This window comes from Marinomonas sp. A3A, assembly GCF_018336955.1.
Taxonomy (GTDB): Bacteria; Pseudomonadota; Gammaproteobacteria; order Pseudomonadales; family Marinomonadaceae; genus Marinomonas; species Marinomonas lutimaris.
In genome coordinates, this window is record NZ_CP025532.1 from 3,238,347 (window position 1) to 3,253,610 (window position 15,264).

General features: G+C 42.7%; 14 protein-coding genes. 11 read left to right on the top strand and 3 right to left on the bottom strand.

All coding sequences use genetic code 11. The annotated features are described in order from the left end of the window. Nucleotides 1-9 precede the first annotated feature (9 nt). Both clpA and clpS read right to left on the bottom strand, forming a co-directional pair. Nucleotides 10-2,265 (bottom strand): ATP-dependent Clp protease ATP-binding subunit ClpA, encoded by a 2,256-nt coding sequence (gene clpA / locus CYL31_RS15125; protein WP_212916010.1) that lies wholly within the window; start codon nucleotides 2,263-2,265, stop codon nucleotides 10-12. Between the two features lie 20 nt (nucleotides 2,266-2,285). Next, nucleotides 2,286-2,636, bottom strand: a complete 351-nt coding sequence (gene clpS / locus CYL31_RS15130; RefSeq protein ID WP_012070938.1) for an ATP-dependent Clp protease adapter ClpS — start codon at nucleotides 2,634-2,636, stop codon at nucleotides 2,286-2,288. 319 nt (nucleotides 2,637-2,955) lie between these two features. Here clpS and CYL31_RS15135 point away from each other — a divergent pair, with 319 nt between their 5' ends. The 11 genes from CYL31_RS15135 (at nucleotide 2,956) to CYL31_RS15185 (ending at nucleotide 14,300) form a co-directional block, all read left to right on the top strand. Continuing rightward, a complete protein-coding gene (locus tag CYL31_RS15135) occupies nucleotides 2,956-3,234 on the top strand; it encodes a cold shock domain-containing protein (RefSeq protein ID WP_212916011.1) in 279 nt (92 codons plus the stop codon). Between the two features lie 123 nt (nucleotides 3,235-3,357). Next, a complete protein-coding gene (locus tag CYL31_RS15140; protein WP_212916012.1) occupies nucleotides 3,358-4,086 on the top strand; it encodes a pseudouridine synthase in 729 nt (242 codons plus the stop codon). Beyond that, the gene (locus CYL31_RS15145; protein WP_212916013.1) at nucleotides 4,022-4,426 is read left to right on the top strand and encodes an NUDIX domain-containing protein; all 405 of its coding nucleotides are present in this window, start codon (nucleotides 4,022-4,024) and stop codon (nucleotides 4,424-4,426) included. The genes CYL31_RS15140 and CYL31_RS15145 overlap by 65 nt, the downstream gene beginning before the upstream one ends. 77 nt (nucleotides 4,427-4,503) lie before the next feature. After that, complete coding sequence (mnmA, locus tag CYL31_RS15150) at nucleotides 4,504-5,625, top strand: tRNA 2-thiouridine(34) synthase MnmA (protein WP_212916014.1); 1,122 nt, start codon at nucleotides 4,504-4,506, stop codon at nucleotides 5,623-5,625. Between the two features lie 17 nt (nucleotides 5,626-5,642). Then, on the top strand, nucleotides 5,643-6,272 hold the full coding sequence (gene hflD / locus CYL31_RS15155; RefSeq protein WP_212916015.1) for a high frequency lysogenization protein HflD: 630 nt from the start codon (nucleotides 5,643-5,645) through the stop codon (nucleotides 6,270-6,272). Nucleotides 6,273-6,551: 279 nt separating this feature from the next. After that, nucleotides 6,552-8,774, top strand: coding sequence for an NADP-dependent isocitrate dehydrogenase (locus CYL31_RS15160; RefSeq protein ID WP_212916016.1), 2,223 nt, complete (start codon nucleotides 6,552-6,554; stop codon nucleotides 8,772-8,774). Nucleotides 8,775-9,027: 253 nt separating this feature from the next. Further along, a complete protein-coding gene (locus CYL31_RS15165; protein ID WP_212916017.1) occupies nucleotides 9,028-10,218 on the top strand; it encodes a hypothetical protein in 1,191 nt (396 codons plus the stop codon). Beyond that, a complete protein-coding gene (locus tag CYL31_RS15170; protein WP_212916018.1) occupies nucleotides 10,215-11,000 on the top strand; it encodes a hypothetical protein in 786 nt (261 codons plus the stop codon). Before CYL31_RS15165 ends, CYL31_RS15170 begins: the two co-directional genes overlap by 4 nt. A 164-nt stretch (nucleotides 11,001-11,164) precedes the next feature. Continuing rightward, nucleotides 11,165-12,538, top strand: coding sequence for an adenylosuccinate lyase (gene purB, locus CYL31_RS15175; RefSeq protein WP_212916019.1), 1,374 nt, complete (start codon nucleotides 11,165-11,167; stop codon nucleotides 12,536-12,538). A 113-nt stretch (nucleotides 12,539-12,651) separates the two neighbouring features. Then, complete coding sequence (locus CYL31_RS15180; RefSeq protein ID WP_212916020.1) at nucleotides 12,652-13,854, top strand: cupin domain-containing protein; 1,203 nt, start codon at nucleotides 12,652-12,654, stop codon at nucleotides 13,852-13,854. A 29-nt stretch (nucleotides 13,855-13,883) separates the two neighbouring features. Next, nucleotides 13,884-14,300, top strand: a complete 417-nt coding sequence (locus tag CYL31_RS15185) for a GNAT family N-acetyltransferase (protein ID WP_212916021.1) — start codon at nucleotides 13,884-13,886, stop codon at nucleotides 14,298-14,300. A 121-nt stretch (nucleotides 14,301-14,421) separates the two neighbouring features. On the opposite strand, the gene bamJ is transcribed toward CYL31_RS15185, so the two are convergent. After that, a complete protein-coding gene (bamJ, locus tag CYL31_RS15190) occupies nucleotides 14,422-15,042 on the bottom strand; it encodes a BamJ family beta-barrel-assembly machinery protein (protein WP_212916022.1) in 621 nt (206 codons plus the stop codon). Nucleotides 15,043-15,264: the final 222 nt, after the last annotated feature.

Here is a 15,264-nt window from a genome sequence, read left to right on the forward strand (position 1 = left end):
TGTGACAGTTTAATGAACAACCGCCTCTTTGATCACTTCAAATTTCAACTCGTCACTTTTCTCATCCAAAGCCACTTTGACATGACCACCATCATGAAGATCACCAAAGAGGATATGATCCGCTAATGGTTTCTTTAGATGCTCCTGAATGACACGAGCCATTGGACGAGCACCCATTTGACGATCATAACCTTTATTGGCCAACCAGCCTCTAGCGGTATCCGAGACCTCCAGCAAGACACCTTTTGGATCAAGCTGAGCTTGCAGCTCTACCAAGAATTTATCTACCACGTTAAAGATAATACGCTCATCCAATTGCTGGAACTGAATGACAGCATCTAAGCGGTTTCTAAACTCAGGCGTAAAGGTTCGATTAATAACCTCCATACCATCAGTTGAGTTATCCTGACTAGAGAAGCCAATCGAACGACGAGCCAGTTCTTGAGCCCCCGCATTCGATGTCATCACCAAGATCACATTACGGAAATCCGCCTTGCGTCCATTATTATCAGTCAAAGTACCATGATCCATTACCTGCAAAAGCAAATTAAAGACTTCTGGGTGAGCTTTTTCTATCTCATCCAATAACACGACACTATGAGGATTCTTCGTAACAGCCTCGGTCAACAAACCACCTTGGTCAAAACCAACATAGCCCGGCGGCGCACCAATCAAACGAGACACTGCATGACGCTCCATGTACTCAGACATATCAAAGCGAATCAATTCAAGTCCCAATTGCTTGGCAAGCTGTTTAGTAACCTCCGTTTTACCAACACCTGTTGGACCAGCCATCAAGAATGAACCAATAGGTTTCTGTTCAGCTTTCAAACCTGCACGAGACAACTTAATCGCAGCCGACAAAGCATCAATAGCATTGTCTTGACCGAAGACCACCATTTTCAAATTACGCTCTAGATTGGATAGCACTTGTCTATCATCCGAGTTCACCGCCCTCACAGGCACACGAGCGATCTTAGAGACAATATCTTCAATATCCGCAACCGTGATGGTAGCTTTACGTTTATCTTCTGGCTGCAAGCGTTGATAAGCCCCTGCCTCATCCACCACATCAATTGCCTTATCTGGCATATGACGGTCTGGCACATAGCGCTGAGCAAGCTCTGCAGCAGCCAGTAAAGCTGACTCTTCGTATTTCACCTTATGATGCTCTTCAAATGCACCAATGATGCCTTTCAAGATTTGATAAGTATCATCAACACTTGGCTCATTTACATCGATTTTCTGGAAACGACGTGCCAAGGCATGGTCTTTTTCAAACACACCACGGAACTCTTGGAATGTAGTCGAACCGATACAACGCAAGCCACCAGAACTCAATACAGGTTTAAGCAAGTTAGAGGCATCCATCACCCCACCAGACGCAGCACCTGCACCAATGATGGTATGGATTTCATCAATAAAAAGAATCGCATTGGGTAACTTTTTCAATTCGCCTAACAATTGCTTAAGTCGTTTTTCAAAATCACCGCGGTATTTGGTTCCAGCCAGCAAGGCACCTAGATCTAGGGAATAGACGACACCATCAGCAATAACGTCTGGTACTTGTCCATCCACAATACGCCGTGCTAGACCTTCAGCAATGGCTGTTTTACCAACGCCAGACTCACCAACCAACAAAGGATTATTTTTACGACGACGAGAAAGCGTTTGTATTACTCGCTCTACTTCGTATTCACGACCGATTAATTTATCGATCTTACCCGCTTTAGCTTCTTCGTTAAGATTTGTGGCGAATTTTTGTAACGGCGCAGTCGCTGTATCTTCTGCTTCGTCATCATGATCCATATTTTGAGAAGACGCTTCACCCGTTTTAGAAATGCCATGAGCAACATAATTGACCACATCAATCCGCGCCACACCATGTCGTTTTAATAGGTAAACGGTTTGGCTTTCTTGTTCGCTAAAAATAGCCACCAATACGTTGGCACCTGTTACTTCACGCTTACCAGAAGATTGAACATGAAAAACCGCACGCTGTAATACGCGCTGGAAACCTAAAGTCGGCTGAACCTCACGTTCATCGTCATCTTCAGGGATTAGAGGTGTTGTACTATCAACAAATTCCTCAAGCTCCTTACTTAAGGTATCTAAATTCACACCACATGCTTTGAGGACGCTTGAAGCAGCGCCATTTTCAATAAGAGCTAATAATAAATGCTCAACCGTCATGAATTCATGGCGCTTGTCACGCGCCGCTTTAAAAGCCGTATTCAGGGTTTGTTCTAGTTCTTTATCTAACATTGCTATTCCCTCACTCTGAATCAGTCAACCTTTTGTAGGTCGCACATTAAGGGGTGCTCATTTTGTTCCACGAACTGTTGTACCATTGCCACTTTGGTTTCAGCAATATCAAAAGGGTAAATACCGCAAACGCCTTTCCCTTTTTGATGTACTTCTAACATTACCTGATTAGCCTTCTCCCCATCCATAGAAAAAAACCTCTGTAGAACAAATACGACAAAATCCATTGGCGTATAGTCATCATTAAACAACACCACCTGATACATTGATGGTGGTTTTAATTCTGTTTCTTCAGGAGCGATTGCAATACTAGAATGCCCATGCTGCTCATCATCTTCTGATACTAGTCTAATTTGTTGATCTGTAATCATCCCATGCCTCTGAGGCTACAATTTTTTACGTAATTTGCCAATATTGTGACGCATTACAACTTATATACGACTTTTTATGAGTAATAGATTACCACTTGGATTTTACAAATACCAAAAGGGCTTCTACGCTCTTTATTGGGGTGACCAAATGTGCAATCAATGTTTACAATTGAAATTCTAGCATTGATTCGTCATAAACAATTTGCACCTATTTAGTAATCTGCGCTATCCGAGCTATGTTTTTTAACGCGCTTACCGTCATCATTACTCATTTTGAGAGACATAAGCAAATATCGACTGAGTGGATAAGGAGTGACTCATGCATCACGGATCAGTGAAGTGGTTTAACAATGCAAAAGGCTACGGTTTTATTGTGTCGGAAGATTTTAATGAAGATTTATTTATTCATTATTCTGCGATCAATGTCGAAGGCTACAAAACGCTAAAAGCAGGTCAGGCGGTAACATTTGACGTCGAACCAGGAGAGCGAGGCCTACACGCTATTGAAATCAATCCGACATTATCTAAAGAAGAAACTAAACAAGGCGCTATACAAGAGGACACTCATTCAGACACTAAAAAAACTCAGCCAGCATAGACCGCTAGATCATCGCTATCCTCAAGCGGATTTGTTATCTTACTCCTCATTATGAGGAGTAAGACGGTCATTTTTTGACTCTATTTTTACTCCTTCCGTTCTTTTTAAACACACATTGAGCTCATGCCTTCTAATTTAATTTTATTTAATAAGCCTTTTCGAGTACTTAGCCAATTTTCTGCAGAAGGCGATAAAACCACTCTTGCCAAATATATTGAAACACCAGAGTTTTATCCTGCTGGAAGATTAGACTTTGATTCTGAAGGTCTTTTACTTTTAACCAATCAAGGTGCTTTACAACACATCATCGCTTCACCTGATTTTAAGCTCCCCAAAACCTACTGGGTTCAAGTTGAAGGCGAGATTTCAGACCAAGCTTTAGAAAAACTCAGACAAGGTGTTGAGCTAAAAGACGGACTCACTAAGCCCGCCCAAGCAGAGCGTATGTCAGAACCAAACATCTGGGAAAGAAATCCTCCCGTTCGCTATCGAGAAGCTATTCCCACCAGCTGGCTATCGTTACAGATTCGCGAAGGTAAAAATCGACAAGTGCGCCGAATGACGGCCGCTGTAGGCTTCCCAACACTCAGGTTAATTCGTTATGCCATCGGCCCCTATACTCTAGAAAACACAACAGTAGGCCAATGGAACTACATAGCACCAACCGACAATTTACTAAAAGAGGTTACTCAGTTTGAAGAGCAAAGAAAGAGAAAGGCTGCCTCACCTAACCGTCGCAGCACTGGTCAAAAAAGACAACTCGGATCCAAAGAAAACAAAATACCTCATGGTGAAGGAGTGGCAAGACGGAAACCTAGTACTAAACCAGCCAGCCGGTCACATAGAAAATAACGAAAGCGCCATAGAAGCGATGATTCGTGAAACAAAAGAGGAGTCAGGCTGGATTGTGAAACCTATCGGCTTACTTGGCATGTATGCTTTTACACCATACGAAGGCGCTGACACTTACCATCGCCTATGTTTTTTATGCGAACCTGTTAGTGAAACCAACGAGCCACTTGATAAAGATATTGTTTCTAGCCACTGGTTAACTTACGAAGAAATCATGGCACTACCTCATCGCAGCCCATTAATTAAAGCCTGCATTGAAGATTCATTTAATAACCCCATTATCTCCTTATCTTTTGTATCGGATCAATTTCTTCGGCCTATGCCAATAATCAGAAAGTGATACAATAACCAACATTACATTCATTTGAGGCAACGCCTCTTCGCTTTGCGAAAATAATAGTCGAGAAATCACAGCTCATGAAAGAAAGCCCTATTGCGAACAACGCAAACAGCTCAAAAAAAGTCATTGTCGGCATGTCCGGCGGTGTCGACTCCTCTGTATCTGCGCTTATCTTGATGCAACAGGGTTATCAGGTTGAAGGTCTGTTCATGAAGAACTGGGACGAAGACGATGGCACAGAATACTGCACCGCGAAAGACGACCTAGCGGATGCTCAAGCCGTATCGGATAAACTCGGTATCAAGCTCCATACAGCTAACTTCGCATCAGAATATTGGGACAATGTCTTCGAACACTTCCTTGCCGAATACAAAGCTGGCCGTACGCCAAACCCAGATATTTTGTGTAATAAAGAAATAAAATTTAAAGCATTTTTAGAATACGCCATGGCATTGAATGCTGATTACATAGCAACCGGCCATTATGTTCGTCGCGGCGAAAAAGACGGTGAGCCACTACTGCTAAAAGGCTTAGATGGCAACAAGGATCAAAGCTACTTTTTATATGCGGTTGGCAAAGACGAAATCGCAAAGACACTTTTCCCTGTTGGTGAACTGGAAAAACCAGAAGTGCGCCGCTTGGCTGAAGAGTTTGGTCTAGTCACTCACAACAAAAAAGACAGTACCGGTATTTGCTTCATCGGCGAACGCCGCTTCAAAGACTTTTTAGAGCAATATTTACCCGCTCAACCTGGTGATATAGAAACCCTTGAGGGGGACAAAATTGCTCGCCATCATGGTTTGATGTATCACACTATTGGCCAACGCCAAGGTTTGGGTATTGGCGGTCTAGCCAAATACTCTGACGATCCATGGTATGTGGTTGAGAAAGACTTAGAACGAAATGTATTGATCGTGACACAAGGTGGTCAGCACGAATCTTTGTTTAAAACGCATTTAATTGCGGACAACTTCGATTGGGTTGCAAGAAAAAAACCAACCTTCCCTTTAACGTGCAAAGCAAAATGCCGTTATCGTCAGCCAGATCAAGAATGTACCATCACTGAATTAGACGATGGCCGCGTTGAAGTATCCTTTGTGGAACCGCAGCGAGCAATCACACCAGGCCAATCCGTGGTGTTTTATATAGACGAAGTCTGTCTTGGTGGCGGCATCATTAACGTCGCCTTCAACAAGTAATCATTGAGAGAGAAAGCGTGAGTAGCAAAGAAAAAGAGCAAACTATCGCCCTATCCGCCATATTTCAAGCGGCAGAATTAGTGTCGATTTTAGCGAAAACAGGTCAGGTAGATAATGCCAGCTTACAACCATTACTAGACAGCTTATTAATGGTTAACGCAGCCTCTACTGAAGATATTTACGGCGGTCAATGGGATTACTCAACCAATCTTGCTTTAGGTAGAAAAATCTCTCGTCAGGCCTTAGGCAAAGAACGCAGTAGTGTTAATCCAGATACGCTTAGATACGCGCTTAGCATAATTCACCTTGAGAACAAACTAGCTAAAGCACCAGAAATGTTGTCAACCATTGGGCAAAAAATCGCTCAAATCGAGCAGAAAAAAGCCCATTATGAGAGCGTTCTACACGAAAACATGCTGGCGTCGATTTCTGGCATGTATCAGGACACCTTGAGCAAGCTACCCTTTCGCATTCAAGTCCATGGCGACAGTCGTTTTTTACAGCAACCGCAAGTTGCTAACCAAGTAAGAGCTATTTTAATGTCGGGGATTCGAGCCGCCATGCTATGGCGACAACTTGGTGGAAAACGCTGGCATTTGATTTTTAAAAGAAAAGCATTATTGAATGCTTTAGAATCACGTAACTAATATTTAAAAGGTCCGACAGGGCTTTTTTTATGCCTAATAAATAATCTTTTAATTAGAAGTTGATGATTGAAGCTGTTTAGCAAAATACTCAGCGAATAATTGAAATCAATTTCCACTATATCTGAGAGCCAATATCTCTATGTTGGTTTTTTATGTAGTATATCGTACAAATTTTTAACCTGTGCGGGTTAACCTGTAAGAGCAGTTTAAATTAGGGAATGGCGGCTAAAAGTCATCTTCGATTCAATAGGCTAATGCCTGAAATGTTAGGGGAATTACATGTCAACGAAACAAACCATTTACTATACATTTACGGATGAGGCGCCAGCTCTGGCAACCGCGTCTCTACTTCCTATCTTTGGCGCTTTCGCCAAAGAAGCAGACATCGAACTAAAACTGACAGACATATCTTTGGCTAGTCGTGTTATTTCTGCTTTTTCAGACCTACTTCCGGCAGACAAACAGGCTGAAGACGGCCTAAAATTCCTAGGTGATCTAACAGCAGCCCCAGAAGCAAACATTGTTAAACTGCCTAATATCAGTGCTTCTTTGCCACAACTTTACGCAACAATCAAAGAATTAAACGCTGAAGGATACGGCCTTCCTGAATACCCAGAAAACCCACAAACAGACGAAGAAAAAGACGTTCAAGCTCGTTACTCCAAAGTACTTGGTAGTGCGGTAAACCCAGTGCTACGCCAAGGTAACTCTGACCGTCGTGCACCTGCAGCCGTTAAAGGTTTCGCTCGTAAAAACCCTCATTCAATGGGCAAATGGAGCAAAACATCTGTTTCTCACGTTGATTACATGCGTGATGGCGATTTTTACTCTTCTGAGCAGTCCACTACTATGGATTCTGCTCAAACAGTTAAAATCGAATTCGTTGCAAAAGATGGCTCCGTAGAAGTGAAAAAATCACTTCCTCTTCTAGCTGGCGAAATCATCGACAGCATGAACATCAGCACCAAAAAGCTTCGCGCCTTCTTTGAAGCAACATTGCAAGAAGCGAAAGAAGACAACGTCATGTGGTCTGTGCATTTAAAAGCAACCATGATGAAAGTTTCTCACCCAATCGTATTTGGTCATGCGGTAACGGTTTTCTACAAAGACGTTTTCGAAAAATACGGTGAGCTTTTCAAAGAAATCGGCGTTAACCCAAACAACGGTTTAGGCAGCGTTTACGACAAGATCCAAAGCCTTCCAGAAGCGAAACAAGAAGAGATCAAACAAGCGATTCAAGACGTTTACAAAACACGTCCTGAGCTAGCGATGGTTGACTCTGATAAAGGCATCACTAACCTTCACGTACCAAGTGATGTAATCGTTGACGCTTCTATGCCTGCGATGATCCGTAACTCTGGTAAAATGTGGGGCCGTGACGGCAAAGCACACGACGCTAAAGCCGTTATTCCAGACAGCACTTACGCTCGCATCTACCAAGAAACTATTAATTTCTGTAAAACTAATGGCGCATTTGACCCAGTCACCATGGGTACCGTGCCAAACGTTGGCCTAATGGCTCAAAAAGCAGAAGAGTATGGTTCTCACGACAAAACATACGAAATGAAAACCGATGGTGTAATGCGCGTTGTGGATGCAAACGGTAATGTACTGATGCAACACAATGTTGAAAAAGGCGACATCTGGCGCGCTTGCCAAACCAAAGATGCGGCGATCCGCGATTGGGTAAAACTAGGCGTAACTCGTGCTCGTCAGTCTGATACGCCAGCAGTATTCTGGTTAGAAGACGCTCGTCCACACGATAACGAACTTCGTAAAAAAGTAGAAACTTACCTAAAAGACCACGACACAAGCGGTCTAGACATTCGCATCATGTCTTACAATGAAGCGATCCGTTTCTCTATGGAACGTATTATTCGTGGCCTAGACACCATTTCAGTAACGGGTAACATCCTACGTGACTACCTAACTGACTTGTTCCCAATCTTGGAATTAGGTACGTCTGCGAAAATGTTGTCTATCGTACCAATGCTAAACGGTGGCGGTATGTATGAGACTGGTGCGGGTGGCTCTGCTCCTAAGCACGTCCAACAGCTTATGGAAGAAAACTACCTTCGTTGGGACTCTCTAGGTGAATTCCTTGCAGTGGCGGTATCTTTCGAAGAGCTTGGCATCAAGCACAACAACGAAAAAGCAAAAATTCTTGCTAAGTGCCTAGATAAAGCAACCGGCAAATTACTAGACACTAACAAGTCTCCTTCTCGTAAAGTTGGCGAAATTGATAACCGTGGCAGCCACTTCTACCTAGCGCTTTACTGGTCTCAAGAGCTTGCAGCACAGACTGAAGATGCAACATTGGCGGCGAAATTCGCTCCTCTTGCAAAACAGTTAGCGGATAACGAAGACAAGATTGTTGCTGAACTTGCGGCAGTACAAGGCAAGCCTTCAGGTCTATCTGGCTACTACCACATGGATCTTAACGAAGTGGCTAAGATCATGCGTCCTAGCACAACCTTCAACAATGCACTAGCTACACTGTAATCATCGTTAAAGACGCTAAATGTCAGATAGGTTAACTTATCTGACATGGCACTAGAAAATCCCAAGCGGCCATGCTGCTTGGGATTTTTTTTGATCATAATTAATATCTAAACTGTCATATAATCAGTAACCTCCCCAATACATACAAGATTTTACACTTTATCGACTTTCCATTTCTGATAGATATATTTACAGCTAAAAGTAAAAAACATACCATATTGCGCACTAAGGATAGATATCAAAGGATGCAGTAATGTCTTGGAACAAACTCGATGGAAAAATACAAGCTAACTCAACCATCCCGTTAGATGCTCAAACATGCAGAGACTATGGGGTAACACTACCACCCACTTTCCCATTCAATAAAGTACAGTTTACCTGTCAAGCACTGGCGATGCTTTCTAGTCTAAATAGCTATGATACAGATATGGTGGTAAAAGAAATTCTGCAGATCTACGCACACCCAAATGGCCAAAGTGTCACCAAACACAGCCGTAACCCTTTACGTCGTCTATGGCGCAATAAATACCCTTTCCGTAACTATCACTACCTAATCGACTTTGAGTTAGTGAATGGAAATATTCTTATCCAAGACATTTATTTCGATACTCAACTATACGGCTCCAAGGCTCCTTTTTCCGCAGAGCGAACCATGCTCTATGAAGTCAAACGAAAATCCCCAGCTAAATATGATAAAGCAAAAACCGAAGACGATATCCGTACCTTAACAAGAGCTTGGGATGATAATCCAAGGCCTGTTCCAAATGTCAGAACTGCTCATGCGGCAGTGAATGGTATGCAAAATGAGTTAACAAAAGCCTCTTGGCTTATGGGAACCCATTTGGATGCTGCTTACAGTAGCGATGGCATAGAGGCATACACACTATTCCACAACCCAACGGATGAGGTAAAACTTGACCTTGTCGAATGTATCTTCGATAAGAAAAAAGGCAGAAAATCTCATAATGCTGAGCACTTAGCCGCCATTCTTGCGCAAAACAATCAACAAAGAAAACAAGTGAAATGGGTCGCCCATAGCCAAGGGGCGATTATATTTTGTGCAGCACTGGAGGTATATCGACTCAAATATGGCAAGCCATTAACCACCCAACAGCTGGCGATACATGGCTCTGGTGCCAACCTTGAGCGACTAAAACGAGCCGCAAGTTATGCTGGACTGCATGTTAACAGTATTCGCAATAATCCTTATGATTTAGTGCCCAATCTAGCAGGAAGAAACGATTTATCAAAAAGCAGTCTGGCAAGATCCCTCAGATTCAAGACATTAGTGTTTGGCAATGATCCTGCCGCAAGCCCCCATACTCTGCCATTTTTAGGCCTCAAAACCTATGCAGAACAATTACGCATGCTTGGTTACCGTGATAAAGCCAAAGAAGTCAACCGCTTCTTACGCACACTACCTAAGGGAGACCCAAGACTATGATCAAATTGATTAAAAATTTGCATCGCGGCTTTATCGGTGGGCCGAATTTTGCTTTGCCATCTGAACGCATTGTTCTATTAGGCAATAAACAACTATCTATGATAGTTCCAGATAACAATATGGTCGTAGCCCCCAAAGCCATAGACAAACACTTTCCATACGATTCAACAATATGGTTTCAGGAACATGCCCAACACTACGATCAGCATAGGTTTGTGATTATATTCACCAAGAACTGGATGTATCTACCAGTTGTCCCTGTTGGTACTAGCAGTGAATATGGCATGCTTAGCTGCCAACCTCGAATTAAACAAACCAACAAAATTGATGTAACAGACTTAGAGGCTTTATCACGTTTTGTAATACAAGAATATAAAGATTTCCATAATCGGCCTGATGGAAGAAATGCTGAAATAAGAAAAGAAATAGAAGAACGTATGAGTAGACGAAATAATATAAGCGATGAAGAACTAAAAAAGGAAATAGATGACGCTATCAAGGCTGTGGGACGCCCCCCCCTCCAATCAGCAAAAATACTAACTTTCAACGATAATCAGTGGGTTTTTTATCAAGAGAGCAGGCCATATAGCCTGTATCATATCAATTTTTATTGCTTACCACTTAGCCCTACCAGTTTTCTAGAAATAGAATTTAACTACCAAGTTGACAGATCTGATAAATATGAAAAGTGGGCCAAGCATGCAGAAGAGTCAGAAAGGCGCATTATGGAATCCGTAATGTTAACCGACATCCCTGAAGAACAAGTGAATCTCCTCAATTAAAGGGGATTGGCTATTTTTTCTGCAAGGACTTCCCTCTGTAGATGGCCTACTTCATAAGCCATTCTATGGTAACTGCTTATAAAGATTCCCCTTGCCATAGAAGTACGCCCCCCTTTTGCCTATAATAGCGGCTCCCTGAAAACCATGTTCGAGGCGTTATCTCAATGGAATTAACTAGCTTAAATGCAATTTCCCCTATCGACGGTCGTTACGGATCGAAAACAAACGTACTACGTCACTCCGTGAGCGAGTATGGTTTGCTGCGTATGCGAGTCATAGTCGAAGTTCGCTGGCTACAGGCTCTTGCCAAACACCCACAAATTATTGAAGTTCCAGCATTGAGCAATGAAGCCAGCGCTTTATTGGATCAGCTTGCAGATAACTTCAGTGAAACCGATGCACAAGCCATTAAAGACATTGAGAAAACGACAAACCACGATGTCAAAGCAGTAGAATATTTCATCAAGAATAAAATGTCTGATAACGCAGAATTAGCAGCGATTTCTGAATTTGTTCACTTTGCTTGTACTTCAGAAGACATCAACAACTTATCTCATGCATTGATGTTGCGTGAAGCATTGGAAGAAGGCATTACTCCAGAGCTTAAAAACGTTATCAAAGCGATTCAAGATCTAGCGATCGAACACGCAGAGCAATCTATGTTGTCTCGTACGCATGGCCAAACAGCATCACCAACCACAGTTGGTAAAGAAATGGCTAACGTTGCAGCTCGTCTTAGCCGTCAACTTAAGCAAATCGAAAACGTTGAATTTTTAGGCAAAATCAACGGAGCTGTGGGCAACTACAATGCTCACCTTTCGGCTTACCCTGATGTGGATTGGCAAGCACACGCTGAAGCGTTCGTTACTTCCCTAGGTTTGACTTGGAACCCTTACACGACTCAAATCGAACCACATGATTACATCGCCGAGCTATACGATGCCATTTGCCGCTTCAATACCATCTTGATCGATTTCGACCGCGATGTGTGGGGCTACATTTCTATGGGCTTCTTCAAGCAAAAAACCATTGCTGGCGAAATCGGCTCTTCTACCATGCCACATAAAGTTAACCCAATTGACTTCGAAAACTCCGAAGGTAACTTGGGCATTGCGAACGCTATCATGGGTCACTTGAGCGCTAAATTGCCAATCTCTCGCTGGCAGCGTGATCTAACAGACTCTACAGTTCTTCGTAACCTTGGTGTTGGTTTGGCTCACAGCTTAATCGCTTACCAAGCAACTCTAAAAGGCATCAGCAAGTTGGAAATCAACGCTGCACGTCTTGAAGCGGATCTTAACAATGCTTGGGAAGTATTGGCTGAGCCAATTCAAACCGTTATGCGTCGCTACGGCATCGAATCTCCATATGAGAAGCTAAAAGAGCTAACCCGCGGCCGCACTATCGACCAAGCAACGATTGAAGCTTTTGTCGATACGCTAGAAATGCCAGAGCAAGCCAAAGCCGAATTGAAAGCGCTAACACCAAGCACTTACATCGGTAATGCGGTGGCACAAGCGAAAGCGATTCGTAACTAAGTTTTACTTTTTAAAGTAAATAAAAGAGCCGATTTATCGGCTCTTTTTGCCTTTAAGGCTACTAATCTTTAGCAATATCACTACTTTCTTTGTTCTTTTTTAATGAGCGATTTATGACAGACCTAAATACACCGTTGGCTATTCTTGGTGGCATGACAGCCCAAACCTTTATCGACGAATATTGGCAGAAAAAGCCGTTATTAATTCGCGGTGGTCTTGTCGATTTCGCTGTGCCATTGGAAGCCGATGAGCTTGCAGGCATGGCAATGGAAGAAGAAATTGAATCTCGTATTGTTATCGAAAACGGACTAAGACCTTGGGAAATGCGCCAAGGACCTTTTACCGAAGACACATTTGCCACCCTACCCGAGAAAGAATGGACCTTATTAGTCCAGGCCGTTGATCATTGGGTACCAGAAGTTCAAACACTTAAAGAACAATTTGAATTTTTGCCAAGCTGGCGCTTAGATGATGTCATGGTCAGCTACGCCACCGAAGGTGGTAGTGTTGGCCCTCATTATGACCAATACGATGTGTTCTTAGTTCAAGTATCAGGTAAGCGTCGCTGGCAAGTATTATCGCCAGATGAATACCAAGATTCAGCGATCCCCAATATCAAACTACATATTTTAGACAACTTTCCCGTCAATCCAGAAATGGATTGGGAACTGGAAGCTGGTGACATCCTCTATTTACCACCTAACTTTGCTCACAACGGTCGATCGCTAGACGACGAGTGCATGACCTACTCGATCGGTTTTCGCGCCCCAAGTATGCAAGATGTCTTAACGGGTATTCGCGATAAACTTTGCGAAACAGAGAACGTTAAAGATCGCTTTGCGGCACCAGAAACAGCAAGCCGTCAACACAGCGCACACATCAGCAAAGATGATATTCAATACCTGCAAACACAACTTGCTCGCCTTATTAATCAACCTGACCTGCTTGCAGAATGGTTAGGGGAAACGATGAGCGAGAGTAAATACCCAGAATATCTTGCACCATTGAATCATGAAGAAGTAAACGAAGCATTTAGCAGCGCGACACAAGGTCAAACCTTCATTCGCCCTGGTGATGCGCGTATTTGTTACTATATTCAACAGAGCACTGAAAACAACGGTAAAATTAACGTATTTTGTAACGGTGAACACTTACTTGTGGATGAGGAACTAACGAGCTTTGTTGAAGCCGTTTGCCATCAAGTTGAGTTCGATTTTTCTGGGCTAGATTTGAAACAAAATACAGATCTAGAACCTCTTGTACGCTTTTTTATTCGTCAACAAGGGCTGATCGAATTGGTTGCACCAGAAGAATAAAAGAGCGCAATATTACGTAAGGTATTCACATGAAGGTTTTAACGTCAGACTGGAACAGCAGCAAAGATCAACTTACCTTTGTGCGAAAACAAGTCTTTATCATTGAGCAAGGCATTGACCCACAAGACGAATGGGACGAACTAGATGAAGACGCAGTGCACTTTGTTTCTTTTGGCACAACAGCGGTTCCCACGGGAACCTGCCGTTTAACAGACAATGGACAAATTAGCCGATTAGCTGTTTTGCCTGCATATCGTCATCAGGGTTATGGTGAAATGCTATTAACCAGAGCTGTCAAAGTAGCCAGAGAAATGGGCATTCGCAAAGTATTCTTGCATGCTCAAATTGACGTACAGACCTTCTACGAAAAACAAAATTTTCGTGGTGATGGTAAGGTTTTTTTAGAAGCTGGAAAAATGCATATTCGCATGGAAAGAGATATATAGCTTTCTCTTTGCTGATCTATTTAATACAAAAAAAGCGAGTCATCCTACTTGGATCGACTCGCTTTTTTGTATTCTGTTCTAAATGCTTTATTTCAAGACACTTTGAATATGAAGACTGCTATTAAACAACAGCAATTAGCTCAACATCAAATTGTAAAACAGAGAAAGGTTGAATCATTGCGCCAGCGCCTTGAGCACCGTAAGCCAATTCAGCAGGAATAGTAAGACGGTATTTCGCGCCTTCTTTCATCAACTGAAGACCTTCAGTCCAACCAGAAATAACACCAGTTAGAGGAAATTCAATTGGCTCGCCACGAGCAATAGAGCTATCGAATACTTGCCCGTCAATCAAACGGCCTTCGTAATGTACACGAACAGTCGCTTCACGGCTTGGAGTCGCACCTGTACCTTCTTCAAGAACTTCAAACTGCAAACCACTTTCAGTCGTTTGAACGCCTTCTTTTGCTTTGTTCGCAGCAAGGAAGTCTTCACCCGCTTTCACGTTCTCTTCAGACGCTGCACGGCCTTTTTCTTCCATTTTTTGCTGTAGTTCAGCAAAAGCAGCTTCTAGCTCTGCACCAGGAACACGCATTTCAGTACCGTTTAGCGCGTCTTCAATTGCAGCAAAAAGATGCGTTAGAGACAATTCACCAAGATCGCTACCGCGTAGTTGATCACCAATTTGACGACCAATGCCGTATGCGATTTTTGATTCGTTAGAGTCGAACGACAGTTCTGACATGATTACACTCTCTTATTCGTTTACTAAAAAATTGAGCGCACATCATAACATAGGCAAATCTCATGAGCTTGTTTTTCAGACCTCTCAACACCTCTCCCTGCCCAAAAAAATCACGAGTGAAAATATATTAATCAACCCCATAGATTTATTAAATGATATTCATTATCATCTATTGGATCGTTATTCATTCTGGAGTGCGTTATGAAAACTAAGAGCTTTGTC

What these genes read in the sequence shown, in the direction of transcription:
- clpA (WP_212916010.1), bottom strand. Translation starts at nt 2,265, where the DNA reads ATGTTAGATAAAGAACTAGAACAAACCCTGAATACGGCTTTTAAAGCG.
- clpS (WP_012070938.1), bottom strand. Translation starts at nt 2,636, where the DNA reads ATGATTACAGATCAACAAATTAGACTAGTATCAGAAGATGATGAGCAG.
- CYL31_RS15135 (WP_212916011.1), top strand. Translation starts at nt 2,956, where the DNA reads ATGCATCACGGATCAGTGAAGTGGTTTAACAATGCAAAAGGCTACGGT.
- CYL31_RS15140 (WP_212916012.1), top strand. Translation starts at nt 3,358, where the DNA reads ATGCCTTCTAATTTAATTTTATTTAATAAGCCTTTTCGAGTACTTAGC.
- CYL31_RS15145 (WP_212916013.1), top strand. Translation starts at nt 4,022, where the DNA reads ATGGTGAAGGAGTGGCAAGACGGAAACCTAGTACTAAACCAGCCAGCC.
- mnmA (WP_212916014.1), top strand. Translation starts at nt 4,504, where the DNA reads ATGAAAGAAAGCCCTATTGCGAACAACGCAAACAGCTCAAAAAAAGTC.
- CYL31_RS15160 (WP_212916016.1), top strand. Translation starts at nt 6,552, where the DNA reads ATGTCAACGAAACAAACCATTTACTATACATTTACGGATGAGGCGCCA.
- CYL31_RS15165 (WP_212916017.1), top strand. Translation starts at nt 9,028, where the DNA reads ATGTCTTGGAACAAACTCGATGGAAAAATACAAGCTAACTCAACCATC.
- CYL31_RS15170 (WP_212916018.1), top strand. Translation starts at nt 10,215, where the DNA reads ATGATCAAATTGATTAAAAATTTGCATCGCGGCTTTATCGGTGGGCCG.
- purB (WP_212916019.1), top strand. Translation starts at nt 11,165, where the DNA reads ATGGAATTAACTAGCTTAAATGCAATTTCCCCTATCGACGGTCGTTAC.
- CYL31_RS15180 (WP_212916020.1), top strand. Translation starts at nt 12,652, where the DNA reads ATGACAGACCTAAATACACCGTTGGCTATTCTTGGTGGCATGACAGCC.
- CYL31_RS15185 (WP_212916021.1), top strand. Translation starts at nt 13,884, where the DNA reads ATGAAGGTTTTAACGTCAGACTGGAACAGCAGCAAAGATCAACTTACC.
- bamJ (WP_212916022.1), bottom strand. Translation starts at nt 15,042, where the DNA reads ATGTCAGAACTGTCGTTCGACTCTAACGAATCAAAAATCGCATACGGC.